This window comes from Dictyobacter sp. Z7_2, from assembly GCF_057551105.1.
The window spans coordinates 960,481-976,828 of record NZ_BAAJPE010000002.1 but is presented as its reverse complement, the minus strand read 5'-3'; the positions used below and the strand labels follow the sequence as shown (position 1 = coordinate 976,828).

At 47.0% G+C, this 16,348-nt stretch carries 14 protein-coding genes and 2 tRNA genes; 13 read left to right on the top strand and 3 right to left on the bottom strand.

All coding sequences use genetic code 11. The features are described 5' to 3' along the window. Positions 1 to 99: 99 nt before the first annotated feature. The 3 genes from AC27N8_RS17605 (at position 100) to hisS (ending at position 3,957) form a co-directional block, all read left to right on the top strand. Positions 100 to 1,308 (top strand): M50 family metallopeptidase, encoded by a 1,209-nt coding sequence (locus AC27N8_RS17605; RefSeq protein WP_487068699.1) that lies wholly within the window; start codon positions 100 to 102, stop codon positions 1,306 to 1,308. After that, a complete protein-coding gene (ispG, locus tag AC27N8_RS17600; protein ID WP_487074707.1) occupies positions 1,295 to 2,566 on the top strand; it encodes a flavodoxin-dependent (E)-4-hydroxy-3-methylbut-2-enyl-diphosphate synthase in 1,272 nt (423 codons plus the stop codon). The genes AC27N8_RS17605 and ispG overlap by 14 nt, the downstream gene beginning before the upstream one ends. A gap of 101 nt (positions 2,567 to 2,667) precedes the next feature. Beyond that, positions 2,668 to 3,957 (top strand): histidine--tRNA ligase, encoded by a 1,290-nt coding sequence (hisS, locus tag AC27N8_RS17595; protein ID WP_487068698.1) that lies wholly within the window; start codon positions 2,668 to 2,670, stop codon positions 3,955 to 3,957. A 120-nt stretch (positions 3,958 to 4,077) separates the two neighbouring features. Here the strand turns inward: hisS and AC27N8_RS17590 are convergent. Together AC27N8_RS17590 and AC27N8_RS17585 are read right to left on the bottom strand one after the other, a co-directional pair. Beyond that, positions 4,078 to 4,151 (bottom strand) — tRNA-Val (locus AC27N8_RS17590). A 37-nt stretch (positions 4,152 to 4,188) separates the two neighbouring features. Further along, positions 4,189 to 4,262: transfer RNA gene (locus AC27N8_RS17585), tRNA-Val, on the bottom strand. Between the two features lie 391 nt (positions 4,263 to 4,653). On the opposite strand from AC27N8_RS17585, the gene AC27N8_RS17580 reads away from it, so the two are divergent. From AC27N8_RS17580 to AC27N8_RS17535, 10 genes are all read left to right on the top strand, one after another. Then, positions 4,654 to 7,311, top strand: coding sequence for a CHAP domain-containing protein (locus AC27N8_RS17580; RefSeq protein WP_487068697.1), 2,658 nt, complete (start codon positions 4,654 to 4,656; stop codon positions 7,309 to 7,311). Between the two features lie 27 nt (positions 7,312 to 7,338). Then, positions 7,339 to 8,997 (top strand): 3-dehydroquinate synthase, encoded by a 1,659-nt coding sequence (aroB, locus tag AC27N8_RS17575; protein WP_487068696.1) that lies wholly within the window; start codon positions 7,339 to 7,341, stop codon positions 8,995 to 8,997. 6 nt (positions 8,998 to 9,003) lie between these two features. Further along, a complete protein-coding gene (gene aroQ, locus AC27N8_RS17570; RefSeq protein WP_487068695.1) occupies positions 9,004 to 9,444 on the top strand; it encodes a type II 3-dehydroquinate dehydratase in 441 nt (146 codons plus the stop codon). A gap of 18 nt (positions 9,445 to 9,462) precedes the next feature. Further along, complete coding sequence (locus AC27N8_RS17565) at positions 9,463 to 10,563, top strand: M24 family metallopeptidase (RefSeq protein ID WP_487068694.1); 1,101 nt, start codon at positions 9,463 to 9,465, stop codon at positions 10,561 to 10,563. A 14-nt stretch (positions 10,564 to 10,577) separates the two neighbouring features. Then, positions 10,578 to 11,135 carry an elongation factor P gene (efp, locus tag AC27N8_RS17560; protein ID WP_487068693.1) on the top strand — a complete coding sequence of 186 codons (558 nt, stop codon included), beginning with the start codon at positions 10,578 to 10,580 and terminating at the stop codon, positions 11,133 to 11,135. Positions 11,136 to 11,247: 112 nt separating this feature from the next. After that, complete coding sequence (locus AC27N8_RS17555) at positions 11,248 to 11,778, top strand: acetyl-CoA carboxylase biotin carboxyl carrier protein (protein WP_487068692.1); 531 nt, start codon at positions 11,248 to 11,250, stop codon at positions 11,776 to 11,778. Positions 11,779 to 11,783: 5 nt separating this feature from the next. Beyond that, complete coding sequence (gene xseA, locus AC27N8_RS17550; RefSeq protein ID WP_487068691.1) at positions 11,784 to 13,007, top strand: exodeoxyribonuclease VII large subunit; 1,224 nt, start codon at positions 11,784 to 11,786, stop codon at positions 13,005 to 13,007. Positions 13,008 to 13,030: 23 nt separating this feature from the next. Then, positions 13,031 to 13,255, top strand: a complete 225-nt coding sequence (gene xseB / locus AC27N8_RS17545; protein WP_487068690.1) for an exodeoxyribonuclease VII small subunit — start codon at positions 13,031 to 13,033, stop codon at positions 13,253 to 13,255. Between the two features lie 21 nt (positions 13,256 to 13,276). After that, on the top strand, positions 13,277 to 13,723 hold the full coding sequence (locus tag AC27N8_RS17540; protein ID WP_487068689.1) for a divergent PAP2 family protein: 447 nt from the start codon (positions 13,277 to 13,279) through the stop codon (positions 13,721 to 13,723). 909 nt (positions 13,724 to 14,632) lie between these two features. Beyond that, entirely contained in the window at positions 14,633 to 15,361 is a 729-nt protein-coding gene (locus AC27N8_RS17535) for a response regulator transcription factor (protein WP_487068688.1), read from the top strand. 153 nt (positions 15,362 to 15,514) lie between these two features. On the opposite strand, the gene AC27N8_RS17530 is transcribed toward AC27N8_RS17535, so the two are convergent. After that, positions 15,515 to 16,189 carry a sugar transferase gene (locus AC27N8_RS17530; RefSeq protein ID WP_487068687.1) on the bottom strand — a complete coding sequence of 225 codons (675 nt, stop codon included), beginning with the start codon at positions 16,187 to 16,189 and terminating at the stop codon, positions 15,515 to 15,517. Positions 16,190 to 16,348 lie beyond the last annotated feature (159 nt).

The window sequence follows — 16,348 nt, the reverse complement described above, 5'->3', positions numbered from 1 at the left end:
CATCTGTTGCGGTGTTGTCTCACATCTGTGTGTTGAGGAAGTAAGACATAGTAGACACAAATTCTTAATAAGCATTTGTGGGAGTAAAGGATAAAGGGGATGAACTGGTATATACTTGCTGTTATTCCAGTCTTTGCACTGCTTGTATTTGTACACGAGCTTGGGCACTTTATTACTGCCAAGTGGGCTGGTATTCGCGTTGAAGAGTTTGGTATTGGTATTCCTCCGAATATTGTCAGTGTGCGCAAGCGCGACCGTGGCGGCTGGGAGGTTATGTGGTTGGGGCGAGGAAGTTCGGTCGATACAAGTAATATTCAGAACCCCTTTAGTGGTGTCAGTGGTGGCAAGGGATCTGTTGAGCCTGAACGCCCACATCATACGATTTACTCACTCAATCTTTTACCGATTGGCGGTTTCGTGCGCATGCCTGGTGAAAGCGGCGATGCCTATGATGAAAATGATCACTATGATGCCGGTTCGTTTGCTGCCAAATCGGCAGGAAAACGGATTGTGGTACTCTGTGCAGGCGTTTTTATGAATTTTTTGCTGGGTATCGCGCTTTTTACGGTGGCTTATGGTCTGGGAGAGCCAGTAGCCAGCACCAATGCGATGATTGGATCCGTTGAGCCAAATTCGCCAGCCGCTCTAGCAGGCCTGCGGGTAGATGATACTATTTTGACCGTGAATGGGAAGAAAACTCCAGATTTTAATACCATGTCAACAGTGGTAAGTCAGGTACTCGCATCTGCGAATAAGAATGAATCCCATTTCACACTTCACTTAACTGTCTTACATAGTAATGAAAAAACGCCTGTAGAGATTACCGTCGCTGCCCGGACGCATCCAGCAGCGGGTGAAGGTGCTATGGGTGTGACGAGTAAAATCGTCACGATGCATTATCCGTTATGGCAAGCGCCATTTAGGGGTATTGTGCACACATTCCAGTTTGTGCATGATTATCTGGCAATTATTGGCAAGATGATTATTGGCGCTATTCAGCCACAAATCTCGGGGCCAGTAGGGATTGCCCAGGTAACTCAATCTGTTGCCTCTGAGACTCCTACAGTTGGTTGGTGGCCCATTTTGAGCCTTACGGCTGCACTGAGTCTGAATCTGGCTATATTTAACATCTTACCATTCCCCGCTCTTGATGGCGGACGCGTCTTTCTTATATTAGTAGAATTACTACGTGGCGGAAAGCGTTTGAAGCCAGAGCGTGAAGGTCTTATCAATCTTGTCGGTTTTGCCTTACTATTAGTCCTGATGGTCGTCGTCACGGTGAGTGACATTATGCATTGGGGCAGCTAAACGGAGCTCAAAGTTAGTTATGCGAAAAAACACACGTCAAATTCATGTAGGAAATGTTGCGATTGGCGGAGGTGCGCCAATCTCTGTACAATCAATGACCACTACTTATACGCGTGATGTAGAATCTACTATTGCGCAAATTTATCGCTTACAAGATGTTGGTTGTGAGATCGTGCGTGTCGCGGTCCCCGAGATGGAAGATGCGGTCGTATTAAGCGAAATTAAGCGGCGTATAAATATACCTCTGGTGGCAGATGTCCATTATAATCCCGAGCTGGCTTTAGAAGCGATCCGTCAGGGTATTGATAAAGTCCGTATTAATCCAGGGAACCTCCTGAGAGGCCGCGAATCGTTGGAGAAGATTGTGCTGGCGGCCAAAGAACGTGGGGTTGCTATGCGTATCGGTGTCAACTCAGGTTCAATTGATGCCATGGATAAAGGAGCTCAGATGCAGCGCGTTCAGGTGCGTCTGCGTGATGATGGGACTCTAGAGCGTTCCGATCCAGCTGAGGCGCGGCGCATGGAGCGCGAGCGTTTAGCTGAGCGTATGGTTGCGAAAGCGCTGGAATATATTAGCTGGTGTGAGGCCTTGGATTATCATGAGATCGATGTCTCCTTGAAATCCTCAACCGTTTTAACCGCTGTCGAAGCATATCGCCGCTTCTCGCAACGTTCCGATTATCCATTGCACCTCGGTGTGACTGAGGCCGGCACGCTTGTATCTGGCTCTGTCAAATCCTCTATTGGATTGGGCCTCCTGCTGGCGGAAGGGATTGGGGATACTGTTCGGGTTAGCCTGAGCGCGGAACCTGAGGAAGAGATTCCGGTTGCTTTTGAAATTCTACGCTCGCTCGAATTACGCAATCGCGGCGTCACTTTTGTCTCCTGCCCATCGTGTGGACGCGTTGAGATTGATGTGATCAGTGTCGCCAATGAAGTTGAAAAGCGTTTATCTAAAGTGCAGACGCCGATCCAGGTGGCTGTGATGGGATGCGTCGTGAATGGCCCCGGGGAGTCAAGAGACGCTGATGTGGGCCTTGCTGGTGGTAAAGGTAAAGGCGTGATCTTCCGTAAAGGACAGGTTGTGAAGACAGTTCCCGAAGATCAATTCCTGGATGCCGTGCTTAAAGAGGTGGCCAGTCTGTTACCTGCTGCGGAAGCTAAACTTGTTTATCCCGAGGGCGGTATTAGCGAAGTTGCAGGTACCCATCGCACACGCGACGAGGGCATGAATATTCCGATTTTACCACGGGCATAAATCTGCTTTTCAAGGCGTCGCTGCTCCAATTGTGAAGCAGCGACGTTTTTTTGTTCAAATAGGCAAAATTCTATTTGAATTTATCGCAAGGAGTAATTGGCATGACAAAAGTAAGCGGTTTTGTTGAATGGCTGCCGGAACAACGTATAGTTGAACTTCAGTGGATGGATGAAATTCGACGCATCTTTGAAAGCTATGGATTTTGCTCGATTGAGACACCCTCGGTGGAAGCGATCGAGGTTCTTCTGGCTAAAGGTGAAACTGATAAAGAGATTTATACTATTAAGCGTCTGCAAGGAGCGGGAGATAAGAACGATGCACGTTTAGGGCTACACTATGATCTTACCGTTCCTCTGGCACGCTATGTCTCGGAACACTATAACGACCTTGTCTTTCCGTTCAAACGCTATCAGATACAGCGTGTATGGCGCGGTGAACGACCACAGGAGGGAAGATATCGCGAGTTCTATCAATGTGATATCGATGTGATAAACAATAATAGCGTGCCATTGCACTTCGATGCGGAGATGGCCGTCATCGTGTATGAAATCTTCAATCAACTGGGTATCGAGAATTTTCAAATGCATATCAGTAATCGTAAAGTTCTCGAAGGATATTTTAAAGGACTGGGTATCGAGGATACCATTCCTGTTATTCGGGTTGTGGACAAGCTCGATAAAATTGGTCGAGATGGTGTTCTATCTCAACTGCAAGAAACTCTCGCCATGCACAGGGATTTGGCGGAGCGTTGTCTGGCGATTGGTAGCATTTGTACACCCGATCTATCATTTAGAGCCCGTGTGAACGAGCTGGGAGTACAATCTGAGCTGCTTGAACAGGGATTAGATGAATTGCAGTTTGTGATGGAAGCGCTAAGTGAGGTCCCGGGCGGGGACATGCTGGCGGATCTGGCTATTGCGCGTGGCTTCGACTATTACACTGGTACTGTTTACGAAGGCAAGCTGACTGATTTTCCCGCATTTGGGAGCGTTTGTTCCGGTGGACGTTATGAGAATTTGGCCAGTTCGATGATTAGTCGCGCCTTACCTGGCGTAGGTATCTCCATTGGGCTGACACGTCTCTTTGCGAAACTCATTGCCGAGCAGAAAATTCAATCCGGACCGAAATGCCCAACGCAAATCCTCGTTCTTTTCCCCGATGCCGAGCGTCTCAGTGAGGGACTTCAAACTGCTAAAATGCTACGTGAACGTGGCTTCAATGTTGAGCTGTATCCTACACCAATTAAACAAGCACAACAACTACGTTATGCCTCACGCAAGAATATTCCTTATGCCTGGTTTTTGCCTTATGGAGAAAAAGGCCACGAAGTAAAAAATATGTTGACTGGTAAGCAGGAGGCGATTGATCCTGCTAGCTGGCGACCTGAATAAGCAGCGAAATATTATACGGTTGTTTTACCTCTTTCTCTGCAAGTTGTTGATGGGGGTGGCTACATAGTGATAGCGAAGAAGAAAAAAAGAAGGTCATCCATAAATAGATGACCAGAAGGGTGGGCGGTACAGAACTCGAATCTGTGACCTCTACGATGTCAACGTAGCGCTCTAACCAACTGAGCTAATCGCCCTCGATGTGAGCAAACAGCAGAAAACCAATTACTCAAATGGGCGATACAGAACTCGAATCTGTGACCTCTACGATGTCAACGTAGCGCTCTAACCAACTGAGCTAATCGCCCTTAACGCTGACATAATAACATGCATGGTATCTATTGTCAATTGTTTTCGGAGGAAAAATCGCGTAGATAACAAGTTTTTTCCAATCTTAGAACCTTCTTCTGCGAGCCGTGGGAAGCTTTATCGGTCGCCGTAAGTACTAGAAAAGAACGACCGTGGCTTGATTCTAGATAAATACAATGGTATACTTTGTCGTGTGTCAGGGCTATAAACCTGCATATCTTGAATAATGTGCTTAATGCCCCTAAGTCTAGACATGTCGTTACGAGTGTGCCACAAGCTACAGCGCTAAATTCTCTAGACACCTCAATTGGCATATATACATGCCTGATTTTATGGGCTCGATTGAAAAGAATGTACCATCTCAGTTTGTCGTAGGAAGGTGTGTTCTGTATGCTTTTTTCAGCTCAAGGACGGATGCTGAAGAGTCAACGTATTATGAGCAGTCGCTCTAATCATCGTATATGGGTAAGGGCTGTTGGTTTATTTTTTATTTGTTGTATGGTGGCAATAGAGTTTTCACCGTTGCTTGGATCATCTGTCAGTGCCCAACAGTCTCATGTGCAGAAAGCTTCTGACAACTGTAGTCAGGCATATTTTTCTTCTGATGGAAACCCATATACACTGTGTCCTGGTCCCTATCCAACTGGTGGAAACTGCGTCTGGTGGGCCTGGGAACAATGGCATCTGCTTAATTACAATCTTCCTTCAAACTGGGGGAATGCCGCTGAATGGGCGATTGATGCCCAGGGAGCAGGCTTATCGGTAGGGACCACTCCACGCCTCGGTTCGATTGCGGTCTTTCCTGTCAATGATGGCTACTGGGCAACTAGTTCAGCTGGACACGTGGCTTTCGTGACCGCGGTAAGCGACGACAACTCAACTTTTAATGTAACCTTCGAGAGTTATGGTGATCCTCAGTACATGTATACTGGGAAGGATTATAGCGTCTCTCTGATCAATAGTGCACAGTATCAGAATGGGCAGTTGCGCTTCATTTACTTTCCCCAGTCGATCGACGAAAAGTTATTTGCTCAACTCCCAGGTATTAATGGGCTAAGTGACCCATCGAATGCGGTGACCCAGGCCAATAACACATCAAGTGCGTCGCCTGATGCGACGTCAAATGCATCTGCGTCAAATACCAGCATAATTCAGCAACCTGCAACGTATACAAGCGATCGGATCGCGTTAGGTCTTTCACCATCCTCATCGGATCAGGAGTTCAATGCGGACTTCACCGGTACGGGAACAAATAGCTTGCTTCTTTATAATCGGCAGCAAGGCAGTTTGCAGATTTATAAATTGAATCAGCAACCCGTAGTGGCGCAGAAGGTACGTCCGCGCCCTTCTGCCGATGGATCAAGTGGCGATACTCTATTTCAGGTTCCTGAGGCTGATTCGCCACTTGTGACTCTTGGAGATGCTACTACACCTGCCGGCATGTGGGGATCATCTCTCAATATTTATGTTGGCAATTTTTCTGGTGGCAAAGCATCCGAGCTTTTGTTGTATGATCGTGCCGCCGGGACAATCCAACTTATCAGTTTCAACACAGATTTTAGCATCAAGAAGCACGTGACGATTTCAGATATCGGGACCGATTGGGATCTCTCTGTGGGACGCTTTAATGGGAAGAGTAGTGGTGTATTCCTGTATAAGCGCTATGCTCTGGCTACAAGTAGTAGCTCTGACGCTCCTTCGTTACCGGATGCTAATGCGCCGACTGAGCCAACGAATCCCACTGTACCAGGAGAAGTTGCAACACCTTCAGTGACACCAACTGTCAAAGCGAGTCCGACAACACGGCCGTCTCCAACTGCGACTGCGACTCCTAAACCCACGGCGACGCCTGTTGTGACGCCAACACCCAAACCCACGGCGACGCCTGTTGTGACGCCAACACCCAAACCCACGGCGACACCTGTTGTGACGCCAACGGTAACGCCTACTCCCGTTGTAACGGCGACTCCGGTGCCGACACCTGTTGTGACTCCAACACCGGTACCGACACCAACGCCAACACCTACAGCGACCGCGACACCTACTCTAGCGCCGACACCAACCGTTGCACCGACAGCGACGCCTACCGTGAAGCCTAAGTCGTCTGCAACACCTTCAGCAGATGTTTCGAAGACGCAGAATATGAGTTATGCTTTCTCATCAACTTCTGCTTTGAGTGAAGACATCACACCCGATCAACAAGGAGATCTTAGCGGCACGCCTTTATCCGATTGGGAGAAAAATGGGCGCTCTGCCAATGTTATGTTGCTAGACTTTAATGCGGATTTTAGTATTCGTGATAGTCAAACGTATACGCTCTGGCACGCTAATTGGGAGGTGTACGTTGGTCATTTTGTCAATGCGCAACAAGATGGCATTTTCCTGTATGATCGCACTGAGGGTGAAGGCCGTATCATGGATTTTGATCAGCATTTACTGGTCAATGATTATCATGAACTACATAGCCTTGGCAGCAACTGGGTTGTCTACAGTGGTGATTTTACGAATGCTGGACGTTCCCAACTCTTACTGTATGATCCAGGTAGCGGTGCTATCAACGTATTGCAGTTCAACGCGAAACTGTCATTGACGAAACAGCAGACGGTATCGAATATTGGAACGCATCAGGTATTGTACATCGGTCATTTTGGTCTTCCTACGCTTAGCGTGATGCTCTACGATGTGCAGAATGCCCAGAGCACTTTTCTTGCCTTTGATCAAAATTTGAATGTTACGCATCAGTATCTGATTAAGACGTGGGATCAGAATTGGCAGATCCTCGTAGGCAATTTCGTTGACCCGAAGGATTGCGCTCAGAATGCGGATTGTGCTAAAAGTGATACTATTCTTGTGCTTAATCGGCAAACTGGTCAACTTGAACAATACGTTTTCTCTTTTGGCCGAGAATTTACCGTCTATGATAATCGCATTCAGGGCTATTTACGTGACGGTGTTCCAGTGCAAGAGCATGTACAATCTGTTGATACAACGCTTTTTAGTCTGGTTGATTCTTTGAGCACTCCGATCAAAAATGAAGAGCTTTATTGAGGCCAAAATCGTGGTACAATAGCGGCTATGCAGCATGTATTTTTGATAGGGCTGTCTGGGAGTGGAAAGAGCACTGTCGGACGTCGGATAGCTCAAAGCCTGGGACGTCCTTTACTTGATATCGATGAACTCATCGAGCAGGAATATGGAGAGCGTATTCCTACCATCTTTTCTCGGCATGGAGAAGCCTATTTCCGTTCTCTAGAGAGTCAAATTTTAGCCCAAGCGGTTCAAGATTATCGCGATGCCATCATCGTCACTGGTGGTGGTATCGTGGTGCAATCTGAGAATCGTGCTTTGATGGCTCAATCTGGGGTACGCGTTTTTATGCAAGTCGCCCCACATATCTCGTTGGCACGCCTGCAAGCTCAACATGCCAGCCAGCAGCGGCAGGGAGATACTCCTGAGATACGACCTCTCTTATCTGGTCCTGATCCTCTGACGAACCTTCAAGCGATGTTGGCTACGCGCGAGCCCTGGTATAGAGAAGCAGAAATTATCTGTTCCACCCAAGATAAAAGTGTTGAGCAGATAGCTATGGAGATTATTACAATGCTTACTGATTCGAAACAGCCTGCTGAGATGGCCCCGATTGTGCGTCGTGTCCAGATTGGTGCAGGATACGATGTTGTTGTTGATTGGGAAGGACTTCAGCGCCTGCCAGCGTATCTTCAATCATTGCAGGTATCGCCACGTGTCTTTATTGTGACGGATAGCAACATTCATGATAAATATATTCCTTCGATGGTAGAAAGCCTGCGGGTAACGGGATTTGACCCCCATGTCTATGCGATCCCGGCCGGTGAAGGCAGTAAGTCTCAACAGCAGCTTTTTGAGCTCTATGACTGGTTACTGGAACTTCATGCCGAACGACGAGAAACAATTATTGCTCTGGGAGGTGGCGTGGTTGGGGATCTGGTAGGTTTTGTGGCCTCCACATATCTACGTGGTGTGCCATTGATCCAGATTCCCACCTCGCTCCTGTCGCAGGTCGATGCAGCTATCGGTGGCAAAACAGGCATCAATCATCCGCGTGGGAAAAACTTGATCGGAGCTTTTTATCATCCTCAACTGGTCCTGGTTGATCCTTCCGTGCTTCTTTCTTTGCCAGAACGTTCTCGTACAGAGGGATGGGCAGAAATTGTAAAGTATGGTATCATACTTGACGCTGAGTTGTTCGCCTTATTAGAGGCTCAAGCGGATGTTCTACGGGAATTTTCTGACGCTCCGGTTGCTCTACTCTGTCAGATCATTGCACGTTGTATTGATTTGAAAGTTACTGTGATCGAGAGCGATGAGCGTGAGCAGGGGCTGCGTGCAATCCTGAATTATGGGCATACTTTTGCGCATGCGCTGGAGAATGTCTCTGGTTACGGTGAGTGGCTACACGGCGAGGCTGTCTCTGTTGGTATGGTTGTGGCGGCAACGCTGGCTCAAGAGGCTGGTATGTTTGCAGCAAGTGATGTAACTCGTCAAAACCGACTTCTCGTTGCTCTGGGACTACCGACAACTTATACTGGCACTGCTGATGCTCGCGCTATCCTGGATGCGATGCAACTCGATAAGAAGGTTGTGGGGAAGCGTGTCCGTTGGATTATGCCGAAAAGTATTGGCGAGGTGGTTGCTATGCCATTGCCGGACGAATTGGTTGAACGTGTTGTCACGTCATTTATAGAAGAGAAGTAGAATTGCATGCTAAATTTCCTCATTATGAGTGGGCCTAACCTCAATATGTTGGGGGCGACGCGTGAGGCTGCTATTTATGGTACGATGACTCTGGAGCAAATCCATGATGCGGTACGTTTGCGTGCTGCGACCCTGGGTGTGAATGCGGAGTGTTTTCAGTCGAATTATGAAGGTGCTTTGATTGATTATATTCAGCAGCATCGCGAGAATTCGGCTGGGATTGTGTTGAATCCTGGCGCTTTTACCCACTATTCGATTGCTGTCCGCGACGCAGTGGCCGATGCTCGACTTCCAACGATTGAGGTGCATTTAAGCAATGTCTACGCACGTGAGGAGTTTCGGCATCATTCGGTGATTGCTCCGGTTTGTCGCGGGCAGATAGCTGGCCTTGGTTGGCGTGGCTATGTGCTGGCTCTAGAAGCATTGACTGCTCTGGTAGGCGAGTAAATAGAAGGAGATAGTGCCATGAGTCAAGAGAGCATACAACAATTTCGAACCTGGATTGCTGAGCAAGGTATCGATGCATTTTGTGTGATGCACCCACAAAGTGCCTCATATTTGAGCGGTTGGCTTAATGATGAAGAGGGCGCCAATATCCTTTTAGTGAGTGCACAACGGCAAATTCTTCTGACGAATGCGCTTTATGCTGAAGTGGCTGCGCGTGAGGCTTCTGGCTGGGATATCGTCCTCCCTGAGGGGCGTAATTCTGCGCCGTCTATCGCCAGGTTGGCTCAAGAGTATGGTTGGAAGAAGATTGGCTTTGAAGCTCCAGTGATTCGCTATACAGCCTATGAGCAACTTCGTAGCGCAGGTGAAGGTATCTTTACTTTACAGCCTTTTGAAAAGAACATAGTTGAGCGCTTGCGCTATATCAAGCAGCCCTATGAATTGGACGCTTTGCGGCGGGCAATTGCGATTACAGATGAAACGTTTGCTCATCTCTGTCAATGGATTCAACCTGACATGACTGAAAAGTCTGTTGCTCTGGAAATATCGCGTAAGATGGTTGAGCTAGGCGCTGATGGCACTTCGTTTGACTCAATTGTTGCTTCCGGTCCCAATGGCTCAATGCCGCATGCGGTTCCGGGTGAGCGTCGCATTCAACTCGGGGAGTTGATCACCATTGATATGGGAGCACGCTACAAAGGCTACTGCGCCGATATGACGCGTACCATTTGTCTCGGCGAGCCAGCTGAAGCTCGTATGAAAGAGGTCTATGCAACGGTCTTGCGTGCCATGAAAGCATGTGAGCAGCAGTTACATGCCGGCCTTACAGGTCGTGAGGCTGATGCTCTGGCTCGTGATGTGCTGGCTGAGGCAGGTTTGGCTGAATATTATATTCATAGTACTGGCCATGGAGTTGGCCTTGAGATTCATGAGAATCCTTCCCTTGGACAACGTGCCCCTGAAGATTTTAAATTGCCGGTGGGCTGTGTCGTGACGGTTGAGCCAGGTGTGTATATTCCTGGATGGACTGGTACACGTGTAGAGGATTGTGTTCTGGTAAATGAAGATAGTGTTGAAGTATTAACGCAATCACCGACTGAATTGGTGATTCCACGCTAAAGGAGTGTCCTTTTATGATTTCTACTGGTGATTTGAAAAAAGGTGTGACGATTGAGTTTGAGGGACAGATTTGTTCTTTGATTGAGTGGCAGCATGTAAAAATTGGACGTGGTGGGGCGATTGTGCGGATGAAGTTACGCAATCTTCGTTCGGGCTCTATCGTTGATCGTACCTGTGATGCCGGTGATAAGTTCAAGCGTATTTATCTGGATCGCGCTACCGTGACGTATCAATATCAAGAGGGAGAGCAGTATCATTTTATGGATACGCGTACCTACGATGATGTTGTTTTGTCTGAAGCTCAGCTGGGCGACGCAAAAGACTATCTGATCGATAACCTGGAACTGGATATCGTCAGTTATGATGGCGAGCCATTGTCGGTGGAATTGCCCGAGAAACTTGTGCTTCGTGTGACCTATGCAGAGCCTGGCTTCAAAGGTGATACAGCTACTGGCGGCACAAAGTCAGCTACCACTGAGACTGGCCTGGTTGTGCATGTGCCCTTGTTCGTGAGCACTGGCGATCTGATTCGCGTGAACACCACCACAGGAGCTTATGTCGAGCGTGCTTAAAGGTATCGTTGTTTTTATATCTCTTTTCGTATCTCTTTTCGAGCAATCCTGGACGCTTATGTTTGGGAAGCATACTGATCATAATGCGCATAGTGCATATATGGAGTCTTCTATGGATCAAAATAAACAGTATCCCTATAAGGTTGAAACTGGCTTCGATGAGGATACCTCCTCTGCTCAACAGGTAAGCGTTGGGCAGCTGCGACGCCTGGTGCGATTGCTTGATGAGAGCGATGTTTCTGAAATTGAGGTGAAGTTGCCTCAAGAGAGTATGCATCTGGTATTACGTAAGGCTAAAGCGCAGGTGGGAGACGAAAACGGAGAATATTCTGTGCTGATGGCATCTGGATCTCAAACGGCTGGCTCAGCGGCTGATATCGCTGTGACGGATGTAAAACATACGATTGTTGCTCCGCTGGTGGGCATTTTCCACTCCTGGGGCAAACCTAAGGGTGGCCCTGTGATTGCTGTTGGTGATCATGTCAAAGTAGGCCAATTGGTTGGTACTATTCAATCACTGAACGTGATCAATGAGGTTGAAAGCACGATTGCAGGGCGCGTGGCTGAGATTTTAGTTCAGGATGGGCAGCCCGTCGAATATGGACAGCCGTTGGTGAGTATTGATAGTTCAGAGGAGGCATAAGGCCTATGCCTCCTCTGGATGCTCTTGGGGCTCCATCTGCCATCAGTGTTTCTATTCTGGCTCTCTATCTTAAAGAATTGCTGGAGACCAATGATGTCTTGCAAAATGTTTGGGTTCATGGAGAGGTCTCGAATTGCAAGACGTATCCCTCTGGTCATTGCTATTTTACATTGAAAGAGGGAGATGCTCAGATATCCTGTGTTTTCTTTAAATCGGCGCGCCTGCGTACCTCTGCCCCTACATTGCGGGATGGTGTGGCGCTGGCTGTGAATGGCCGTATCTCGTTTTATGAACGTGACGGGAAGTTACAGTTTTATGTCGATGAGGTCATGCTTCTTGGAGAAGGGGCTCTCTTTCGTCGCTTCGAGCAATTAAAAACGCAATTAGAAGCTGAAGGGCTCTTCGCGCCAGAACGTAAACGCTCCCTACCCGAGCGACCTGCCGTAATTGGCATTGTTACCTCCCCTCAGGCTGCCGCTTTGCGCGATATTGTACGTACGTTGCGCAACCGTTATCCGCTGGCTCGTGTCATTCTGTCACCTGCGCTGGTACAGGGCGCGGGCGCTCCTGCTTCCATTGCGGCGGCTCTGGATCTACTCAATGAGCACGATGAGGCGGATGTGGTGATTGTTGGTCGAGGCGGTGGATCGATTGAAGAACTCTGGGCTTTTAACGAAGAGGTCGTAGCGCGAGCGATTGCGCGATCGCGTATTCCCGTCATTAGTGGAGTGGGTCACGAGACTGATTTCACCATCGCGGATTTTGTGGCTGATTATCGTGCGTCTACGCCAACGGCGGCCGCGGCCGCGGCAACGCCTGATATCGCTGATTGGTATACAGATCTTCTGGAGAAGCAACAGCTCCTGACTGCTTTGATGACAGAGCATATCGAGGATCTTGGTGAACAATTGGCGTATAAACTCCATGATCTTCAGCGCCTTAGTCCACGGCATTTGATCGCGCAGCGCCGCCAGCAACTTGATGAATATACAGATCGACTGCAAATTTCTTTCCAGCATATCTTATCGATGCGCGCTGAGCAATTACGTGGTGCAAGCTTACAATTGCACTCATTAAGTCCTCTCTTGACCATTGCTCGTGGCTATGCCGTAGTGCGTCAACAGCAACATCAGGAGATTGTTACCAGCGTTCAACAGGTTCAACCAGGAGACATATTGACGGTACAAGTTCAGGATGGACAGATACCGGTAGAGGTGCGCCCATCTTAACACACACTTTTCTGGGGGAGAAAATGGAATCGTTGTCCTTTGAAGAAGCATTTGAACAGCTCGAAGCCTCAATCACTGCGCTGCAAGAAGGGAAAGTCCCTTTAGAGCAAGCATTACAGCAATATCAGAATGGGATGCAGTTGGCACAGTACTGCAATGAACTTTTGCAGAAGGCAGAGCTTTCAGTGCAGCAACTTAATGTGAATGAGGGTTCTGATATTCCCTCTGTTTCACCGCTTGACCTGTAAAGGGAGTTTTACTGCAAACGTATGATAAATAATACAACAATTTTTGACAATCGCGTCCTATTGGCGGCATTTCTGTCCTGGGCCATTGCTCAAGTAAGCAAGACTATCCTGGAATTATTTAAGCAGCGCAAATTATCGCTTAGTCGTCTGGTCTCTTCTGGAGGAATGCCCAGTTCCCACTCTGCCCTGGTGACGGGTTTAGCGACTGCTGCTGGACGCACTCTGGGCGTTACGTCCCCTGATTTTGCTATTGCTGTCGTGCTGGCAAGCATCGTGATGTATGATGCCGCTGGTGTGCGTCGCGCCGTGAGCATACAAGCGCGCATTTTAAACCAAATGATTGAAGAAGCATTTCAGGGGAGCCCTGTTGCGGAGAAACGATTACGTGAGTTGATCGGCCATACACCTATACAAGTTTTTGTCGGTGGCATTTTGGGGATCTGCGTAGGATTGTTAATTACTATGTAAGAATAACATATAGTAAAAATTGGTGGTTATTTTGCACATCATATAAAATAGTTATCCCAACTTTCTCCAAGACCCGATATTATGCGTTTTACCTCCATCTGGTACGGGCAATTTTTAATTTATCTGTATAAAGGTAGTCAATGCCCGTATTACTTCTCCCTCCAGACGGTTGAGCCTCCATGATTGCTTTGAAATGCATGTGAGCCATATTCTTTATAGGCTGTAAATGTTAAATTTCTAGTCGAAAAAACTACTTTCTCTCAAATTTGCTGGTTTCATTACTGCTCATATTGTGAGAAATTACCATATGACACGTTGAAATCTAAAGGCGTATGGGGTATAGTCTTATCAGACGATAAGCAAAATCTTATAAATAAGCATGATTTTGATTTTGCTGTAAAATGGTTACCAACATGTAAAAGTAAACATTGATATATGTGTTTTTCTCATTGCTTGATGCACGGGCCATTCAACAAGCTATAAAAGTTATGAGATGGAACAATGGATGATATATTGTATTGTGAAAATCTCCACTAATGCTTCGCCAGAAAAGTATCCAATTGGCTGAAAATCTCCAAAAATCTCTTGTTGGCAATGTATAGATTGACTAATATATGCAAAGGCATAAATATCTCCTCTGATAGCGTTTATCCTATGAAATAAGTGTGTTGGTGAAACAGAGTGATAGCAAGTTAACACTGGCTGCCTAATCGCTATCATTCTATATGCATCTATCGGATAAAGATCTATTTGATTCTTTATTTGATTGTCACAGCTGATTTGTTTGGCTATGTGGACTAGGAGGTGTATCATTGTATCGTATTGTAATTGTGTGTAACATTTTTACCGACCTCTTCCGAAGTAAGTCTTAGGTGGTGCATAGGCAATACAAAGTCTGTGAGGAAAACAATGAAGTTATTGGTTATTGATAGCGATCGGGATCTGGTTGAGATGCTTACAAGTTGGCTGAAGACACTTGGCTATGAGGTACATCGAGCATATACAGCTGATCGGGCTAAATCTGTTTGGTTAGAGCAGCAGCCAGATCTTGTCATTATGGATACGGCACTCAAAGATGTTGATATGCTGAGTCTATGTCGCGATCTACGCATGAAACACGATGCTCTCACTGTCGTGGTGACTGATGGGAAAGACGTCCATGATGAGGTGCGATGCCTGGAGTCGGGAGCGGATGATTATTTGCGCAAACCTTTCTTTCCATCTCAATTATTAGCTCGTATTCGTGCGGTTAGTCGCCGATCTCGTAACACTTTAGAGAGCCGACCATCTTCTCTTATCCATGTGGGACCAATCTGTGTTGATGCGTTGCATAATGCGGTCACTATTGATGGCAAAGTTGCCCGTTTGACACCTACTGAAAGTAAGATGTTGCATCTTTTGGCTGTAAATGCAAACGATGTCTGCACTGCTGGTCAGATTGTGACTCATGTCTGGGGTTATGAAGGTGATGGAGACGCGGGCTTAATTAAAGCGCACATTCGCCATCTGCGCCAGAAGATCGAGCCAAATCCAGGTAACCCTTATTATATTCTTACTATACCTGGTGTAGGCTATACATTGATTCGTCGTTCAAATAATGATGAAAATATTCGCCCCCTGCGCGTGATGTCAGTATAATATTCTCAGCTCCGGCGTTTCTCAAGCGATCCGTAAAAAATATATGTATCCATTGGTTATCCTCATTTCTTATAGGACAAGGCGGTAGCTCCGAAAAAATGGCATCGCCTTGTTCTATTTTTATGTGTTTCTTTCCAGCGCAAGGCTATGTATTCATCCACCACCGCGGGCGATGAGCATCACAGGCACGGTCAGAAGGATAAGTTTGAGATCAGTGATGATCGATTGATGCTTGAGATATTCAATATCCATCTCAACCATGCTCTGAAAAGTGACGCGTGAGCGCCCATAGACCTGCCATGTTCCTGTCAGCCCAGGCTTGCCTACCATTCTTAGCCATTCATGTGCTGTATAGAGTTCAACCTCATACGGGAGAGGAGGTCGTGGTCCAACTAATGTCATTTGGCCTTTTAAAACATTCCAGAATTGCGGAATTTCATCCAGGCTTGTTTTACGAATAAAGCGACCAATCGGAGTAATGCGTGGGTCGTGGACATCTTTATAAGCCATATCGCCAGTGCTATCTTGATTAAGCTTTTGTCCATTCATATACAGAAGAATTTTTTCGCGATGAACCATTTGGTCGCTATGAACATACATCGAGCGGAACTTGAGCATTTCGAATACTGTCCCGTCCTGCCCGATACGTTGCTGGCGAAAAAAGATAGGACCTTCCGATGTCAATTTAATACATAGTGCGACAACAATACCAACGAGAATAACTAAAGGTGCAATGAGAAGCGTAAAAGTGATATCGAGTACACGTTTTGCTCTCAAGTAGCCCGTCTTGAAGCTGATCGTGTGGACGGACGTCGATTGAACAATCATTGTGCCCTCCCCTAAGAAATGCGTGCATCAGAAAAAAAGCTTGCAGTGTATTTTTCCTTTCTGTTCTCTCTGATTTCAATAGTAGACGATGAAGGTGCATAACTGGTGAGTATTTTTATAGAGATGTGGTGAAGAGCTTGTAAATAAGTGTCGAAAAGT

Excerpts from the sequence above, each read along its gene's own strand:
- AC27N8_RS17605 (WP_487068699.1), top strand. The coding sequence starts at position 100 with ATGAACTGGTATATACTTGCTGTTATTCCAGTCTTTGCACTGCTTGTA.
- hisS (WP_487068698.1), top strand. The coding sequence starts at position 2,668 with ATGACAAAAGTAAGCGGTTTTGTTGAATGGCTGCCGGAACAACGTATA.
- AC27N8_RS17580 (WP_487068697.1), top strand. The coding sequence starts at position 4,654 with ATGCTTTTTTCAGCTCAAGGACGGATGCTGAAGAGTCAACGTATTATG.
- aroB (WP_487068696.1), top strand. The coding sequence starts at position 7,339 with ATGCAGCATGTATTTTTGATAGGGCTGTCTGGGAGTGGAAAGAGCACT.
- aroQ (WP_487068695.1), top strand. The coding sequence starts at position 9,004 with ATGCTAAATTTCCTCATTATGAGTGGGCCTAACCTCAATATGTTGGGG.
- AC27N8_RS17565 (WP_487068694.1), top strand. The coding sequence starts at position 9,463 with ATGAGTCAAGAGAGCATACAACAATTTCGAACCTGGATTGCTGAGCAA.
- efp (WP_487068693.1), top strand. The coding sequence starts at position 10,578 with ATGATTTCTACTGGTGATTTGAAAAAAGGTGTGACGATTGAGTTTGAG.
- AC27N8_RS17555 (WP_487068692.1), top strand. The coding sequence starts at position 11,248 with ATGGATCAAAATAAACAGTATCCCTATAAGGTTGAAACTGGCTTCGAT.
- xseA (WP_487068691.1), top strand. The coding sequence starts at position 11,784 with ATGCCTCCTCTGGATGCTCTTGGGGCTCCATCTGCCATCAGTGTTTCT.
- xseB (WP_487068690.1), top strand. The coding sequence starts at position 13,031 with ATGGAATCGTTGTCCTTTGAAGAAGCATTTGAACAGCTCGAAGCCTCA.
- AC27N8_RS17540 (WP_487068689.1), top strand. The coding sequence starts at position 13,277 with ATGATAAATAATACAACAATTTTTGACAATCGCGTCCTATTGGCGGCA.
- AC27N8_RS17535 (WP_487068688.1), top strand. The coding sequence starts at position 14,633 with ATGAAGTTATTGGTTATTGATAGCGATCGGGATCTGGTTGAGATGCTT.
- AC27N8_RS17530 (WP_487068687.1), bottom strand. The coding sequence starts at position 16,189 with ATGATTGTTCAATCGACGTCCGTCCACACGATCAGCTTCAAGACGGGC.